Annotated in this window: 11 protein-coding genes and 1 pseudogene; 6 read left to right on the top strand and 6 right to left on the bottom strand. The window is 44.9% G+C overall.

Going from position 1 to position 16,758, the window contains the following annotated elements; translation table 11 throughout:
* The first annotated feature begins 50 nt into the window (after nt 1–50).
* The 3 genes and pseudogenes from ACKFKF_RS17320 to ACKFKF_RS17310 all read left to right on the top strand — a co-directional run.
* Entirely contained in the window at nt 51–1,442 is a 1,392-nt protein-coding gene (locus tag ACKFKF_RS17320) for a sugar transferase (RefSeq protein WP_446868830.1), read from the top strand.
* A complete protein-coding gene (gene galE / locus ACKFKF_RS17315) occupies nt 1,439–2,542 on the top strand; it encodes a UDP-glucose 4-epimerase GalE (RefSeq protein ID WP_446868829.1) in 1,104 nt (367 codons plus the stop codon). Before ACKFKF_RS17320 ends, galE begins: the two co-directional genes overlap by 4 nt.
* A pseudogene (locus tag ACKFKF_RS17310) lies at nt 2,508–2,987 on the top strand (YdcF family protein); the annotation flags it as partial. The gene galE and the pseudogene ACKFKF_RS17310, both read left to right, overlap by 35 nt.
* A 117-nt stretch (nt 2,988–3,104) precedes the next feature.
* On the opposite strand, the gene ACKFKF_RS17305 reads toward ACKFKF_RS17310, so the two are convergent.
* From ACKFKF_RS17305 to ACKFKF_RS17295, 3 genes are all read right to left on the bottom strand, one after another.
* Complete coding sequence (locus ACKFKF_RS17305) at nt 3,105–4,232, bottom strand: glycosyltransferase family 2 protein (protein ID WP_446868828.1); 1,128 nt, start codon at nt 4,230–4,232, stop codon at nt 3,105–3,107.
* 78 nt (nt 4,233–4,310) lie between these two features.
* Entirely contained in the window at nt 4,311–5,108 is a 798-nt protein-coding gene (locus ACKFKF_RS17300) for a glycosyltransferase family 2 protein (RefSeq protein WP_446868827.1), read from the bottom strand.
* 142 nt (nt 5,109–5,250) lie between these two features.
* Nucleotides 5,251–6,387, bottom strand: coding sequence for a hypothetical protein (locus ACKFKF_RS17295; protein WP_446868826.1), 1,137 nt, complete (start codon nt 6,385–6,387; stop codon nt 5,251–5,253).
* Nucleotides 6,388–7,104: 717 nt separating this feature from the next.
* Here ACKFKF_RS17295 and ACKFKF_RS17290 point away from each other — a divergent pair.
* The 3 genes from ACKFKF_RS17290 to ACKFKF_RS17280 are packed head-to-tail and all read left to right on the top strand — an operon-like array spanning nt 7,105 to nt 10,316.
* The gene (locus ACKFKF_RS17290; protein WP_446868825.1) at nt 7,105–8,472 is read left to right on the top strand and encodes a flippase; all 1,368 of its coding nucleotides are present in this window, start codon (nt 7,105–7,107) and stop codon (nt 8,470–8,472) included.
* 1 nt (nt 8,473) lies between these two features.
* Nucleotides 8,474–9,322, top strand: coding sequence for an FkbM family methyltransferase (locus ACKFKF_RS17285; protein WP_446868824.1), 849 nt, complete (start codon nt 8,474–8,476; stop codon nt 9,320–9,322).
* Between the two features lie 52 nt (nt 9,323–9,374).
* The gene (locus ACKFKF_RS17280; protein ID WP_446868823.1) at nt 9,375–10,316 is read left to right on the top strand and encodes a glycosyltransferase family 2 protein; all 942 of its coding nucleotides are present in this window, start codon (nt 9,375–9,377) and stop codon (nt 10,314–10,316) included.
* 59 nt (nt 10,317–10,375) lie between these two features.
* Here the strand turns inward: ACKFKF_RS17280 and ACKFKF_RS17275 are convergent, their stop codons facing one another.
* The 3 genes from ACKFKF_RS17275 to ACKFKF_RS17265 form a co-directional block, all read right to left on the bottom strand.
* Nucleotides 10,376–11,656 (bottom strand): glycosyltransferase family 4 protein, encoded by a 1,281-nt coding sequence (locus tag ACKFKF_RS17275; protein WP_446868822.1) that lies wholly within the window; start codon nt 11,654–11,656, stop codon nt 10,376–10,378.
* 1 nt (nt 11,657) lies between these two features.
* Nucleotides 11,658–12,599, bottom strand: coding sequence for a class I SAM-dependent methyltransferase (locus tag ACKFKF_RS17270; protein ID WP_446868821.1), 942 nt, complete (start codon nt 12,597–12,599; stop codon nt 11,658–11,660).
* Nucleotides 12,600–13,004: 405 nt separating this feature from the next.
* Complete coding sequence (locus ACKFKF_RS17265) at nt 13,005–16,547, bottom strand: DUF4347 domain-containing protein (protein WP_446868820.1); 3,543 nt, start codon at nt 16,545–16,547, stop codon at nt 13,005–13,007.
* Nucleotides 16,548–16,758 lie beyond the last annotated feature (211 nt).

Here is a 16,758-nt window from a genome sequence, read left to right as displayed (position 1 = left end):
GGATTGCTCAATCGCCCTCCCATTGCCCTTTTCGCGCTTTAAGTACTCAGATGTCTAGCACTCTTTTTTCTGAATCGTCAGCAAGGCTACCGCTCTCTCGCCGTCAACTTGCGATCGCGCTTCTCACCGGAGACATTTTCGGATTTAGCATTTGTTTGTCATTGGCACTGTGGTTCCGTTTGGGTTACGTTAGCGTACATCCGCTGTTCTATAGCGTTGGATTATTTGTTTTGACTGGGTTGTATTTAGTCGATGGCTATCGTCCAGAGTTGCAGATTCAAGGCGTTTGGGTGTCGCTGCGAATTGTAATTAGTAATTTGACGATCGCGCTGCTCAGTGCGGCTCTCATTTACTTATTAGGAAGAGAGATAGCATATTCACTGGCCGGAAGAGACGTTTTGCTACTTAGTTTGACCTTATTTACGGGTTGGGCAATTGTTTTAAGACGGGGTGCGATCGCCTGGTTTCAAGCTCAATCTCAGTGCGATCGCTGGTTAGTTGTAGGGGCTGGAGAGCAGACCTGGAGACTAGTTCAGGATCTCTCAGCACTACAGCCATCGGGACAAGTCGTGATTGAAAATTCTGAACTAACCATGCTCACTTTGCCGATCGAATCGTCTGGTATTGCAGCGCACAATCATTCAACTCAGCGTTCTCAATCCTGGTCGGGGGTCATTGTCTCCGCCAAAGATGAGTTGATCGAGCCACAGATTAAGCAACTGATGCACTTGCGGTTACAGGGTACTGTGATCTATGGATTACTAGATTTCTATGAAGCGTTCTTTTATAAATTACCTTCTCGATTACTCAGTGATTGTTGGTTTATTTCGAGTAGTGGATATCGACTGATCAGCGATCGGGTCACGCTCAAAATCAAGCGCATGGTTGACGTGGTATCCGCGATTACATTGCTGTTCGTATTCTCACCTGTGATGGTCGCGGCGACTCTGGCAATTTGGTTGGATAGTCCCGGCAGTGTGTTGTATAGCCAGATGCGATCCGGGCTAAATCGTAAGCCCTTCAAGGTCTACAAGTTTCGATCAATGTATCAAGATGCCGAGACGCGGGGCGCACAATGGGCACAAGAGCGTGATCCTCGAATCACACGAGTCGGGTACTGGTTACGCCTCATGAGAATCGACGAATTGCCCCAAATCTGGAACGTGCTGCGCGGAGAAATGAGCCTGATTGGCCCTCGTCCAGAACGCCCCGAATTTGACACCAAGCTGGCAGCAGAAATTCCCTATTATGACGTTCGATATTGGGTCAAGCCGGGCATTACAGGCTGGGCACAGGTGATGTATCCCTACGGAGCCTCTGTAGAAGATGCTTACGAGAAATTAGCCTATGACTTGTACTACATCAAAAATTACTCCCTCTGGTTAGAGTGGGCGATCGCATTCAAAACCATTCGAGTTGTTCTATTAGGAAAAGGCAGATGAGTCAAAAAGTCTTGGTGACGGGCGGTGCAGGCTACATTGGTTCGCATGTGGTTCGTCAATTGGGTGAAGCAGGCTACGACGTAGTTGTTTATGACAACTGCTCAACGGGTAGCGCGTCGGCCGTGCTGTCGGGCAATTTGATTAATGCAGATTTAGCGGATGTCGATCGCCTCTACAAAGTCTTTGCGACTCATCAATTTACGGCGGTGTTCCATTTTGCAGCCAGCCTCAATGCTCCTGAATCAATCACCAATCCGCTTGACTACTACACCAACAACACTCGCAATACATTAAATTTGCTGCGCTGCTGTGAAACCTTTGGCATTGATAAGATGATCTTTTCTAGCACAGCGGCCGTCTATGGAGAACCCGATCGCAATCCCGTGACCGAAGAGACTCCCACCCGGCCCATCAACCCCTACGGCCGATCAAAGCTGATGAGTGAATGGCTAATTCAAGACACCAGCAAAGCATCTCAGTTACGTCACGTCATTTTGCGCTATTTCAACGTGGCCGGAGCCGAACCGAGAGGGCGAATCGGACAAATGAATCTTGAAGCGACGCACCTGATTCGAGCCGCCTGTGACGCTGCTTTGAGCCGTAAACCGGGCGTAAGAATCTTTGGCACTGATTTCCCCACTCCCGACGGCACTGGAATTCGTGACTACATTCATGTCGAAGATCTCGCCTCGGCTCACCTGTCAGCCCTACGCTATCTCGAAGCAGGTCACGAGAGCCAGGTATTAAACTGTGGCTATGGTCAGGGCTATAGCGTCAGGCAGGTGATCGATCGCGTCAAGGCGATTTCGGGAGTTGATTTTTCGGTCATTGAAACCGATCGCCGTCCGGGTGATCCGGCCTGTGTGACGGCCTGCGTTGATCGCATTCGTCAAATTCTCAACTGGCAACCGCGCCACTATCATTTGGATACGATCGTTCGTACTGCCCTCTACTGGGAAATTCACCGCGACAACCAGACCCTCAAGCATCCTCTCATCCAACTTCTCGCCAAGCGTCTTAGACAATCGCTTCCTGTCGCGCAGACTCCTTCTCCCAAGAGCCACCATGTACAAGCGCCCGCGATCGCGAGACATCCCTAGTCAATTGTTTAAATGGTTTTTGCTGGGATGCGTGACTGTCAGTGCAGTGGTTCCGATTCGATTAGCGATTTCAATTCACCAAACTCCCCATCCGCAGGCGATTTTTGTGTTGGGAGGAGATGTCGAGCGCATGAAGTTTGCGGCTCAATTCTGGCATTCTCACTCTGATTTAACGATTTGGATTACTGATTTTCCAGCTTACGAAGTTGAGCATCGCCAGATTTTTCAACAGTCGGGTGTTCCGGAGGATCGAGTTAGATTTGACGGCCGAGCGACCGATACTGTGACAAATTTCACTTCGCTTGCCAATGATTTTTCTCAACAAAAACTACGGCACTTTTATCTGATCACCTCGGACTATCACATGCGGCGGGCCAGGGCGATCGCGACGATCGTATTCGGTAGTCGTGGCATTACCGTGACTCCAGTTTCCGTCCCCAGCCAAAACCAACCGTCAGAATCTTTGACACGAATTTTACGAGACTGTGGGCGATCGTTTCTTTGGCTTATGACTGGTCGTAGTGGGGCAAAGTTGAATACCCGGATCGATGCCGATAGCAGATTACCAATGCTTGATTCCAAAAACATTGTGACGAACGAGTTGGTAAGCAAAGCCAGAAAAGTGAGCGATCGGCATTGTACAAATGGCTACGCTACAAAAAAACCATCGACTCAGGAACGAGGGAATTTGATTTTCTTCACCGCGCCAAAACTCTGATGCAAACGTGTCGCTATACTTTAGATTAACGCGTAAACTTTCTAACAAAGGAAGAAGAAAAGCGCCAGGAATCAACTGTTCGATCGGCAGTCCTAACTGAGGGAAAGCTACGTCAAATAACACAGCAGCAATGCTCAAAGAAATCACCAAAAAAGGTAGTTTTCCTCGAAGCTTTGAGTGTGCATGTTTAGTCGTCGTTAGAAAGCGACCTCTCCCATATCTGAAGTATTGAATAAAGAGCGATCGCCAGCTATTTCTAGGATAGTACCAGGTACGAATTTTAGAGCTAACATAAATCGCTTTTGAGTTTTGCAACTGCAATCTTTGATTAAGTTCAGCATCCTGATTTGTAACTTGATTTACGTCAAAAGTAGCTATCAGTCTGAGGTTTAGCTCATAGTCTTCATTGGGAGTTGATTCTGCACAATAACCAGAACATTCTAATAATAGCGATCGCCAAAAGCAGCCCAAATAAACAGTATCCGCGTAGCCATCGTAGTGAGGATTACGATATTTTGCGCCTCCACTCCCCAAGAAACTTCTAGTAGATAAAGCAACTCCCGATTGGAAGGCATTTTTTGCAACAAAACGCTGTGCGCCACCGACATTAGCTGCTCCAGAACTCAAAAGTTCTTCAACACAACGCTCAATATAATCAGACGCATAATCTGAATGACCATCCGCTCGTAGAAAAATTTCTCCCGTCGCCTTTTCAACCGCTATGTTGAGTCCGGCCGCTTGAAGCTTAAGAGGATTATTGATTAGTTGGACTCTCGCATCTTCCAAAGATAACTTTCTGACAATTTCTTGAGTTCCGTCATTGCTACCTCCATCTGCGATCAAGACTTCAACCAGGTTTGAATATTTGGTCGATAAGAAGTCTCGAATAATTCTTTCAATGTACAAAGATTCGTTGTAAGTTGGGATGGCGATCGTCACCGTTGGACAATTAGAAACAGAATCATCAAGCACTGAAACACCTCTGATTTATAAGACAAATCGGTTAACCAAATTACAATTTATTGACGGCATTCATCATTTAGAAATCTTTTATAAAAGCTGCTTGGCAGGAATCATCAAAAAACGTTTTGTTGTTTTTAATAAGCAGGTCGCGTCGAGCAAAAAGTTGCGAACTGGGTTAAAAGAAAAGTACTTTCTACGCAGTTTTCGATGGCATAAATAGCTTTCAAATACCTTCGTAGAGGATACCCCCGTCGTATCATAATAAGCGACTGGAAAGCGCAAGAGATGGGGTGGAGCAACTAGAGAAGCTCTTACATTAAAGTCATAGTCTGCTTCTAAAAAAAGCTGCTCATCATATCGTCCAACCTTTTCGAGAATCTCACGGGAGAAGACCGCAGATTGATGACAAATTGGATTGCCATATAGAAATAATTCTTGTTGCCATCGTTGAGGGTGTTTGATATGACGCTTGAGATATTTTCTACGACTTCTAGAAATCGTTTCTCCAAAGGCCCAAAGCCAGCGATCGCTTCGATAAGATTCTACCAGTCTGGCTACTACATTCTCATCCACAAAAACATCCCCCGAATTGAGAAAGATAATCAGATGTCCCGCAGAGTGGCTCAAGCCAATGTTAAACGCATTTGTAATTCCAGAACCCTGCTGATCAACGATTGAAAGAGACTTGCCATGATCGAACTCTTGAATAATATCTAAAGTACGATCGGTAGAGCCTCCGTCAATGATTAAATGATTAATGTGGCAGTAGGTTTGCGAACTCACACTCTCTAAAGTTGCTGGAATTACCTTAGAAGAATTTCGACTCAAGGTAACTACATCAAGCTGGATGAAAACCTGCTCATTTGTATGCGTTGGCTGGTTCATGATTGTGCTTCTCTCGATCAATGAGGCTAAATCAATGAGGCTAATTGAGTCAGTTGCGCCTCTAGTTTACGAAAATAATTTAAGAAAAGACTGAATTCTTGTAAGCGGACATTACTGGCAGAAACTCCACAATTCATCACTATCACGCTTGGTGAGGCTCAGACTTCCTTGAAACAGACTGACTGCAAATCGCACCACTGAGAAAGCCACACAACATCCAAAATAACCCTCCAGTTTTTGACAGTGTAAACACTTCCTGAGTGATTGAAAATGTCATGAAAGACCAGAAAAGTCCTATCATCAAAGGTGCAATTGGAAGGAGGGTTTGTGATAGCTTTCTTCTAAAAAATAAGTATAGTTCTTTCAAAGCATTCAGATACAACAAACCGCCAACTAGACCGCCACTCACAGCAACATAAACTAACTGACTATCCGCAGCATTGAGCAACATGCCAAAGATTTCATAGGTGCCTCCCGACCCCAATCCAATCAAACCTAGCGCAGGAGATTGAGAAACCAGCCACGCATAGTCTGAAATCACTCCAGACCAGTTGGTCACCCTACCTTCTTCTTGAACATCTGAAGTAAATAGTTCCAGGTGACGTTGAGGTAGATTTTCTAACAAGGGCTGTATGTTAACTCCCAGCATCGGACTCAAAGTCATGAAGAGATAACAGAGAGTCACACCGACTATCAAAAGCAACACTAAGCGACCTCCTAACTTGCTGCTATTTCTAAGATTTAACAGTGCATAAAAAACTAAGATAAATAAATAAACTAACAAAGATAAAAGCGCGCCTCTTGAGCCAGTAAGCCCTGTAAAAATGACGTTTAGTGAAAATAAGACTACCCAGAAAGCCTGTTTGATCTCAGTTCTTTCAATCATGAAAAATAAGCTACACAAGATTGCGAAGAAGTAAAATACAGAGCCAGTGAGCGTAGGACTAATTTCATTCAAAATCCCTAATCCGTAGTAACCTGAGAAACTTGAGGTAGTAATCTGAATAAATGCATAGATCAAGTTAGGAACAAAGCAGAAGATTAAGCTAGCCGCAATCCTCTTAAACTCCTTCGACGCTAATTTACAGGAGACTGCAAAGAAGAAACAGAAGTAGATTAGATACTGTGAGCTTTTTAAGGAAGGAAGAAGCTTTTCAAAGAGTGAGACGTTGTTAAAGCCAGAATAGTGATTGACGACTGCTACTATCGAGTTAAACAAAAACAAACTCAGAAAAGCCAGCACGATTTTGCGAATAGGACGAATTCTAGGAAGCAGCACGATCGTGATGATCGCCGTGATCGGAAGCAGAACATCGTCTACTCGAATAAAATTTAACAGCCCACTCTCGCCCAATCTAGGAGACAGAATCAGGCTCGCAGTAATCATCATTGTCCAAAACCAGAGAAAATAGTGGCTTAAAGGTTGCTGCTTCTTTGAAGGGAAAATCAAGTCGGTTTGGATCATGTCTACTGTATCTGTATTTTGGGTTCACAGGGCTTCTACTGTCTTCCTTCTTCTCCTGGTATAAGACTGCTGAGGGGGTTTGCAGAAAATGAAAATTGCAACTTAAAGAATCTTCTCGATCGACCTCAAAATTTTACTTAAAGAGTGTTAGACTTCCTCTGTATTATTGCCAAACTCTATGTCACCACTAGAGGCAGGAATTAGAGGGCGTGGATTGTAAGAAGTCATTGTTAACAACGGGTAAAGGTGCTGATTTTGTGCCCTCTCTCCATGTACAAGCTGGACTTTTCAAATCACTTGAATACTGGAGCAGCAAGCACTTTTTATGAACTTCCAGGACAGTTTCGCATTATTATATCCGGTAATCTCTCTACTGGTCTAAGAAAATGTTGAGGTAAGACTAGAATTTTTTAAGTGCAGTTGTGCCAAGATTCTGGACAGGGTGATTCTAAGTCTCCAAGGCTTTTTGTATAAAATCTACAGATGGTGTTTTTAGGTGGCGCAGTCGATATGAGTTAGAGGCATAAATTAATGACAAATAGGCTGTCCATCATCACGCAAAGGCTAAGTCCTAATCTATTGAAGATTTTAGGGAATGCAACCTGGCTGTTTTGCGACAAGATTTTACGGATGGCGATCGGACTAGTTGTAGGTGTCTGGGTTGCGCGTTATTTAGAACCGCAGCAGTTTGGTCTTTATAATTATGCGTTTGCATTCTCCTCTATCTTTAACTCGATCGCGAACTTGGGTCTCGATGGAATCATCATCAGAAACATAGTCCGTGAGCCGGAATGCAAAGATGAGACGCTGGGAACCGCTTTAATTCTAAAGTTAGTGGCCCAGCTACTAGCCATTTTGGTAGCAGTTAGCATTATTCTAATACTTCGCCCTCAAGAAGCTATATTGCATTGGCTAGTTGCAATTTTTACAGCAGGAATGCTGTTTGAGTCCTTTTATGTTATTGACTTCTGGTTTCAGTCACAAACTCAATCAAAATACTCGATTTGGGCTAAAAATATAGCATTAGTCGCCGCCAATCTTTTGAGAGTTTTACTGATTTATCTACATGCTTCGTTAACTCTATTTGCATTATCTTACTTAGTAGAAGCTTCTTTGAGCGCGCTTGGCTTATTGAGCATTTATCGACTTCAAGGAAACCTGATTAGAGCCTGGAGATTTAGCACTGAACGTGCCGTAGAATTGCTAAAAGATAGCTGGACATTAATCCTCTCCAGTTTTGTCATCATGATCTACATGAGAACTGATCAAATTATGATCGGGCAGATGAGAGACGACGCAGCGGTTGGCATCTATTCAGCAGCAGTTAGAGTATCGGAGCTTTGGTACTTTATCCCCTTAGCTATCACCAGTTCCATCTTTCCAGCCCTTGTACAAGCTAAACAAAAAGGCTCAGAGATTTACTTTGATCGACTTCAAAAAGTTCTCGATTGGTTGTCCGCCCTGGGATATGCGATCGCATTGATTGTGTCATTATCTGCTAATCAAATCGTGACGCTGCTCTATGGAGAAAGTTATGCAGAGGCTGGAGTAATCTTATCAATTCACATCTGGAGTGGTCTATTTGTCTCTTTAGGAGTGGTGCGAACCTCTTGGACGACAGTAGAAGGCTATATGTCGTTTGCATTTCTGTCAACTGCCATCGGAGCAGGGGTTAACGTCATCCTAAACTATTTCTTTATCCGGCTTTACGGAGGAGTCGGAGCGGCTATTTCTACTCTGATTGCTCAATGTTTTGCAGCCTACATTGCGACTGCTTTCTTTGCAAAAACGAGAGCATTTTTTGGAATGCAAACCAAAGCTTTAATAATCCCCAGCGCTCTTTATAGAATAAGTAAAAGCATTAAGAGTTTTTGCGATCGTTCATCCAGGAGAGATTGACATGCGGAAGGTTCTTCGTGAGAAAGTTAGAGATGTTTTAATCAGAATCTATCGACTCATTTTTCTTAGAAAATCACTTTTTAGGTTAAATCAATTAATTTTTCAACTGAGCTTGAGAGGAATAGGACTCCTCAACTATGACGATGATCAGCAGAGTGGAGAAGATGCCTTTCTTAACCAAATTTCTGAGTTCCTAGATGATGGGGTGGTCATTGACGTAGGTGCCAATGTTGGAGAGTATTCTAATAAAGTTAGAAGGCTTTCACAAACTGCCAAGATATATGCATTTGAGCCTCACCCAATAACTTTTGAGAAGTTATCAGATCAGGCAAGCCAGCATCATTACACTGCAATCAACGCAGCCTGTAGTGATATCCAAGGAAAGCTAAAACTATACGATTATCAGGGCGATCAAAGTGGCTCAACTCATGCCTCTCTTTATCAAGACGTTATCAGTAACATTCACAAAGGCGCTTCTGAAAGTTGGGAAGTAGATGTCATCACTTTGGACGAGTTTATTCAACACTCTAATCTCGATCACATCAGACTTCTCAAAGTTGACACAGAGGGAAATGAACTAAAGGTTTTATTAGGAACTCAGCAAACACTCAAGCAGAGAAATATAGATATGGTTCAATTTGAGTTTAATGAAATGAATATAGTCAGTCGAGTCTTTCTCAAAGACATTCTAAATCTGCTAACTGATTACTCATTCTACAGATTGCTTCCAGATGGACTGATTCCAATGGGTGATTATTCTCCAATGCATTGGGAGATTTTTGCTTATCAAAACATTGTTGCAATTAATAAGAAATTTCTTCCTGAAGTTCAGCATTCTCTCAAAATTTAACCCAGTCAAATCCTGATAGTTCTATCTCTCGGTAGCTCCTTAGAAAGAAGAAATGACTCCTGTTGCCTTTCTCATTTTTAATCGGCCGCACACTACTGCCAGAGTCTTTGAAGCGATTCGACAAGCTAAACCAACCCAGTTGCTTGTTGTGGCGGATGGGCCGCGATCGAACCGCACTGGAGAAGCTGAACAATGTGCTGCGGTGCGTGCCATTATTGATCAAGTTGACTGGGATTGTGACGTATTAAAAAACTATTCTGATATCAATTTAGGCTGTAAGCAGCGTGTTTCTACCGGGCTAGATTGGGTGTTTGAGCAAGTAGAGGAGGCGATTATTTTGGAGGATGATTGTCTACCAGATTCAACGTTTTTTCCTTTTTGTGAAGCTCTACTTGATCGCTATCGTGATGATTTGCGGATTATGGCGATCGCAGGCAGTAATTTTCAGTTTGGTCGCAGACGAATGCCCCACAGCTACTACTTTTCCTGTTATCCACACATTTGGGGCTGGGCAACTTGGCGGCGGGCATGGCAACAGTATGATCTTGAGATGCAGCAGTGGGAAACTCTACGCGACGGCGACTGGCTTAATGATTGGTTAGGTGATAGGAATGCGGCTCGATATTGGACGAAAATATTTCAAACCTTTTACGAAAACAAAATTGATACCTGGGATTTTGCCTGGGTTTATACCTGTTGGATGCAGAGTGGTCTAGCCATTTTACCCAATGTCAATTTAGTCTCTAATATTGGATTTGATTCGACCGCAACGCATACCAAAGCGACAGGAAGTTTGCTAGAAAATATGGCAACTCAAGCATTAGAGTTTCCCCTTGTTCACCCTTCTTTTATGATTCGAGATGCTAAGGCTGATCAGTTCACTCAAAGAATTTGTTTTGATTTAGGCCCGATCGCACGCATCAAGCGTAAGGTTGGAACAATTCGGACAAAGATACAGATGGGCACAGATGCAAAATCACGCTTAGAAGTGTAATTAAACCGAGATGAATTTTATTATGACTTGTTGACCGCCAATTCTAAAATCTGACCGCATTACGGAATTTTACTTGGGGTTTTGAGGGCGTAGAAGTCTTCTCTAATCTCTGCAAAAAGGGTCAAATAGCGTTTGGCTTGTAGATTTAATGTAAACTCCTGTTCAACCTTTTCACGAGCAGCATAGCGCAATTTTTGGGATTGACTGTTTTCAAGTACCCAGGTGATACCTTGTGCCAAGTCGATCGCGTCCAAAGGTTTTGCCAGATAGCCGTTTTGCTGATGATCAATCATATCCGGCATTCCACCAATATTAAAAGCAACACAGGGAGTTCCACAGGCGATCGATTCCATTACGGTATTTGGCAAATTGTCTTCTAGAGAAGGAGCAACGAATACATCAACGGCTGAATAAACTTGAGCTAAGGCAGTTTCATCATTGAAGTTTCCTAGATAATGCGCTTTAATTCCCAAGTCAATTCCATCAGAATGGGAGGCACCAAAAATGACAAGTTCACAGCGATCGCGAAGTTTGTGGTTGAGAGTTTCTAGCGCCGATCGCAAGTAGTTAAAGCCTTTTCTTGAGTTGCTAAGAGCATCACTTGCCCCAAAAAGAATTAAGTATTTATCCAAAGGAAGTTTCAGCTTATTCCTAACAAAGGTCTGCTCAAAAGGCTTATAGGTTTCTGTATCTAACCCATAAGGAATTACTTCAACTCTATAATCTTGAAATAAGGCACTTGAACGAGCGCAATTAGCCAGCCAGCGACTTGGAGTTACGATAGTTGGATTCAAACCAGCCCAAGCTTTTGACTTACGCTGCCACACCCAACTTGATAGATCTAAGTGATATCTAGGCGGCATTTGTGGGCAGCTTTCACAGGCTTTTAGGTAGCGATCGCACCCCTGACTATAGTGACATCCCCCTGTAAAAGCCCACATATCATGCAGTGTCCAAACGATCGGCTTTTTTAGTTGAGCGATCGCTTCTATCTTGAGAAAACCACCACCAATCCAGTGAATATTAATAATATCGGGATCTAGTTCTTTAATCTTAGACAAATTAAACGCAGGAACCCAATGTAAAGAATAAGGAGTTCGCTTATTTTTATCCAATCCTCTAAACAATATTTTAGGTAGAGCGTCAACAGAAGTTTTTAGCCGACTTAAGGTTTGAGTAACTTTTTGATCAGCCCCAATCACAGAAGAATCCTGACTAAACTTAGCGCGCACTAACATCTTTGAGTCAGTTCCACAATTGGCCAATCCCTGGTGCAGTCGATAAGCAGAACGCGCCGCGCCGCCGCTAATGTCAAAGGTACTGAGTAGTAAAGTTTTCAAGCTACCCCTTCTTTTGGTAAACAACGATGACTGAATGCCCAACTGGTAGTGCCCGATCGTCTTGTAGACCAGGTTCTAAAAATAGACTGATTAAGGTCGAAAATTTGGAGATCAGCCGATAAATCAGTGAATCATCTAACAGCCGTTCTCGAATGCTAAATAACTGCTTGAGGCGCTGGGTCAAGATGTAGGCGAGATATCCTTTTCTATGTAAAGGAGACAGCTTTTCGTGATGAATAGAGATCAACTTTAGATCAAAAAAATCAGCTACATACATCAAAGCTTTGTCAGACCACCAGGTTACATGATGAGGCGGAATGTTGAGTACATTGTTAGTCAGTAATGCATAAAAAGAATCAGCACTGGGCACTGAATAAATCAGCAAGCCACCGGGTTTGAGACATTGAAGACTAGCCTCAATAAACGATCGAACGTTTGCAACATGTTCTAATACTTGAAAGGCACAGACGACATCATAATATTCAGTCTTTGAGGCAGCATGTTCTTCCACAAATTCTCTAATTACGGTGAAACCTTTCTGAGATGCCATCGTTTGGGCTTTTTCACTTAGCTCTAATCCAACGTAGTTTTGAACGTCAATTTTCTCAGCAAAGGCTCCACTTCCGCAGCCGACTTCAAGAAGAAGGTCAGTTTTTTTAATTAGATTTTTGACATACTCATATTCATACTTTTCATCGGTATAGTACCAATCAAATCTTTGGAGTTTTTCATAAAATTGCTCTGACCCCATAACAGCAGGATGAAAAAACCTTAAGTCTGATTTAGTGCAGTGATAAAAACCAATTTGTTGAACTTGTTCTAGCTCAGATGAAACATCTAACCTCAAATAGGATTGACGGTAGACTTTCTTCAAAACCTCCGCGTCGATTTTGTCGAGCAGCGAAATATCAGACTCGCCGCTAAGAGGACAAAAAATGCTCATCTCTTTCACCATCTTGCAAACTTGTGCGGTTTCGATTTGAGTAGACTTAGGTTAGTTTGGCTAACTTTGATAGGGAAGTAGTTTATTAAAACACACGGTTGCCCACAACTCTCGAAATTGTAGAGCCAATATCTTTAATCACGCAGTCTCCGCAAATTTGTGAGCACACAAAAGTTTGAACCTGAAGCCAAGCGCTCTTTTTTGACACTCTCCAGGGCTAAAGCCACGGGGATTCTTGGCTCTACGACAGTACTTGCTCAGGCAGGTTGTCACCAGCATGAGTAGAGGCTCCGTCTCCCCAAGCACTGCACGGTTCAAGACCTGATCTGAGTCGTTCAAACAAAAAAATAGAGCAGACTGTGCAATCTGCCCTAAGCTTGAGAAATTCGATCGAGCGACTCGTGTCTACAGCACCAGCGGAAGGTCAGTCGATGAGCTAAAGTTCAATCCGTCAAGCTTCCAAATCGTTGTTGAGTTGGTATTGTCGGCTCGCCATAGAATATCTACTTTTCCATCTTTGTCATAGTCTTGGAGTCCGACGACTTCCCAGTTCGCGCCTCCTACGGTCGGTAGTGAGAAGGATGACTCAAAGCTGGTGCTATTCATCTTCCAAACGTTGGTAAAGCCATCTTGAGCGTCATACCAGAGAATGTCGATCGAGCCATCTCGGTCAAAGTCAGCTACGCCCGCAATCCTCCAGTTAGATCCCAGAATCGAAGGCAGCGTTATAGAAGACCCAAAACTGGTGTTGTTCATCTTCCAAACGCTGTTGGCTCCAGTGTTGGAGTCGCGCCAGAGAATGTCGGTAAAGCCATCTTTGTCAAAGTCTGCTAAACCTGCGATACTCCAACCTCCTGTGACGGTCGCCAGCGCGATCGACGAGGCAAAACTGGTGCCGTTCATCTTCCAAATGCCGTTGCCTCCGGTGTTGGGGTCGCGCCAGAGAATGTCGGTAAAGCCATCTTTGTCAAAGTCTGCCAACCCTGCGACGCTCCAGCCTCCTGTGACGGTTGCCAGCGCGATTGACGAGGCAAAACTGGTGCCGTTCATCTTCCAAATGCCGTTGCCTCCGGTGTTAGGGTCGCGCCAGAGAATGTCGGTAAAGCCATCCTTGTCAAAGTCTGCCAATCCCATCACTTTCCAGCCTCCAGTCACGGTGGGCAGGTCGATCGACGAGGCAAAACTGGTGCCGTTCATTTTCCAAATGCTGTTTTGTCCGGTGATTGCGTTGCGCCAGAGCAGGTCGATCGAGCCATCTCGGTCAAAGTCGGCGTTGCTCACGACTTGCCAGGCAGAGGTCGCATCATCATTGACCAAAATTCCTAACCCAATGCCTGTGCCGCTGATGGTTGAATTACTCGCATTAGAGAGCCGAACGCCAAAACTTTCGTTATTTTCGGGCTGGGTGTCTCCGTTGGCAAGAAGGGTGATAGTTTGAGTTGTTTGGTTGGGGGCAAAGGTGAGTTGACCAGAAGCCGCTACATAGTCACTATCAGCGACGGTGGCTGTGGCATCAACCGTAGTGTAGTTGACGGTGACGGTATCGTTGATAGCTTGTGAGAGTGTGACGGTGAAGGTATAAGCCGTGGTGCCGCTGTTACCTTCGTTTTGAGTAACCCGGTTGATGCCCAGGGTGGGGAGGGGAGTGACTGCGATCGTAACCGTTTCTACCGCCGTACTAAATGCTGTGGTGCCTCCGTTGTTGGTGACACTCACACTGGCTTGTCCGTTGCTTCCACCATCAGCCCCATCCCAGGCCCGAACGCTAATTTGTGCGTTACCCGCATAGGTGGCATTGGGGACAAATCGAATCCGGGTGTCGGTCTGAAGGGCGATCTGACCCACATTGAAGATGCCTTGAGCCGAAGTCGTGTTGTCACCCAAAAAGACAAAGTTAGGCAGCGCATAGGGGCTAGGCGATCCGTCTGGAGAAGTCCAGTTGCGGTAGTCGCGTAAAGTCCCCGTCAAAATCTGCGTCCCATTAGCAAACAACTGATAGGTGTTGCCTTGAATCGCTAATCGGTAGGCCGTGAGTGCATTGGTGTTAAAGGAGATACTTTCGGCTCCTACAAACTGATTTTGAGCGTCTAAATTTTGGGCAAAAATGCGACCGTTCGTGCCGTCAAATTGAAAGCCTAGCTCAATGCCTTGATTGTCCTGACCGAGCAGAATGACTGCAAAGCCTCGATCGTTATTCGTATGGGTTTCTTGCAGAACTTGTAGATTGAAGGAGAGATCGTAACCGGAAGCGCGATCGAGGGATGGAAACGCCGGATTCTTGAAGGATTGTGAGAAATCAGGATTGATTTGATAGTTGGTGTAGCCTGCATAGTTGCGGATATCTGCTGTGGTGTTGAGCAGAGTGCCGTTGGTTCCAGGGAATTGAGTTGAGGTTCCCGCTAAAGCTATACCAGAGACAAATCGCAGATTGTTATAAGACAGCCAACTCTGGGTGTTAATCGCATTTCCTAGTTCAGGGGCGTAGAGAGGCGTTGCGCCTAACAAGGTAGCAGCATTGTCCGAAACAGTGCCCAGATTTGTCCAGTTGGTGCCGCCGTTTGTAGAGAATTGCCAGGTTCCATTGGTGTTGTCGGCTCCGGTAATGGCAATCCCCTTGAGTGCTCCAAAGTCTGCATCCGTGATGCCCGTTCCGCCCAAACTCGCAATCAGATCAGCGACTCGCGTCCCAATGGGATTAGAGACTCCTTGCCGAATAGTTGGTAAAGTCGGGTTGCCAGTAGTATCTAGCACAGGAGCAACGTTGCCACGCAAGCTATTGATCCAGGTTGTATTACTTCCACCGTTAGGAAGTCCAGGCGTTGCAGATGTGGATACGGTATCAGGCGACCAGTTATTTGCATTGGTAGCACCCGCAGCACCGTTACTCTGGTAGGCCGTAAATTTTCCTCCGTCACTGCTTTGTCTAGGCAGAACATAAATTTGTGTTCCACTGGTATTGACTAGCTGCGGAAGATCTGTCTGGCTTGCATTACCAAATTCACCAGACAGTCCACTCCAGCCAAGAGTGCGAGTGAGTGCAAAGTTTCCAGTGGCGTTTAGGGAAGAGACTTGTAGAGAGTAGTCTCCTGCTGTGGGGTTATAGGCTAAGTCCGGGGTGATCGTTCCATCTTGATCACCCCCGTTGTACAGCACAATCAACGTTCCCGATTTCAACGATGCAAAGCCAGTACCAGTTAGTTGAATGTTTAGTGAATTGTTGCCATCCAGGAGTCGATGGTTCTGAAGATTCAGGTTATCGGTGACGACCAAAATTTCGACCCACTCTTTCCCTCCACCACTGCCTTGAGAAAACTCGTTGATGGTCACATCCCCTACATTTGCCAAAGTGTGGTCATAACGGGCCAAAGCTTGTGGGTCGAAGACTAAAGGTGTCTCAATGTCTCCCGTCTTCACTTCCAAATCCCAATCGCCACCGAGAGCCGAACTGCCTGTCAAGTCATCCGAAGCGGCGACCTCTGCACCTGTCAATTTTGCCAACTGTTGTACAAAGGTTTGACCGATTTTACCCTCGGCCACATCGCAGCCATAAAGCAGAATATCAGCATCTTCGGTCAGCGCACTTGCCCAGGATTGTAGTTGGTTGGCGTAACGATCGAGATCGCCCAAATCCACCCAATCCCCTCCCAAGGCTAAACTTCCGGCTGCTCCATGAGAGAGGATCTGCAAACTGGAAATGTTGGATCGTCCTATCAGAGTTTGAGTAATCTGAGCGATCGCGTCCGTCGAATCGAGAATGTGAACTTCGGCTTGGGTGCCTGCGATCAAACTTTGATAATCGCTCACCTTGGAATCGACAAACAGTAGAGAAGCCGATCGCGACAGTGAAGTTGTGAGCGGGGCTGATGCCGCCTGCGAGGTCAAATCGGGTAAGGCCGTCTCTAACGACACTTCAGAACGATTCCAAACGGACGATCCAGCAGATTCCATATTCTGTACTCCTAAAACTCACAAGTTAAAACGATCGGGCAACTCTAATTCGTGTCAGCAAAAGACTAAAGCCATTGTGCCCGTTATTAAGTTACAAAAATCACTCAGCTTATCCGGCAACTACTAGCTTTAGAAACAATAATTGGCTCAAAAAACACCGATACAAAACAATCCGGCTGTGAGTTGACGCGACAAACTTCACCAATTCGCC

The organism is Phormidesmis sp. 146-12, assembly GCF_052939495.1.
This window is presented reverse-complemented; position numbering and strand designations above follow the sequence as displayed.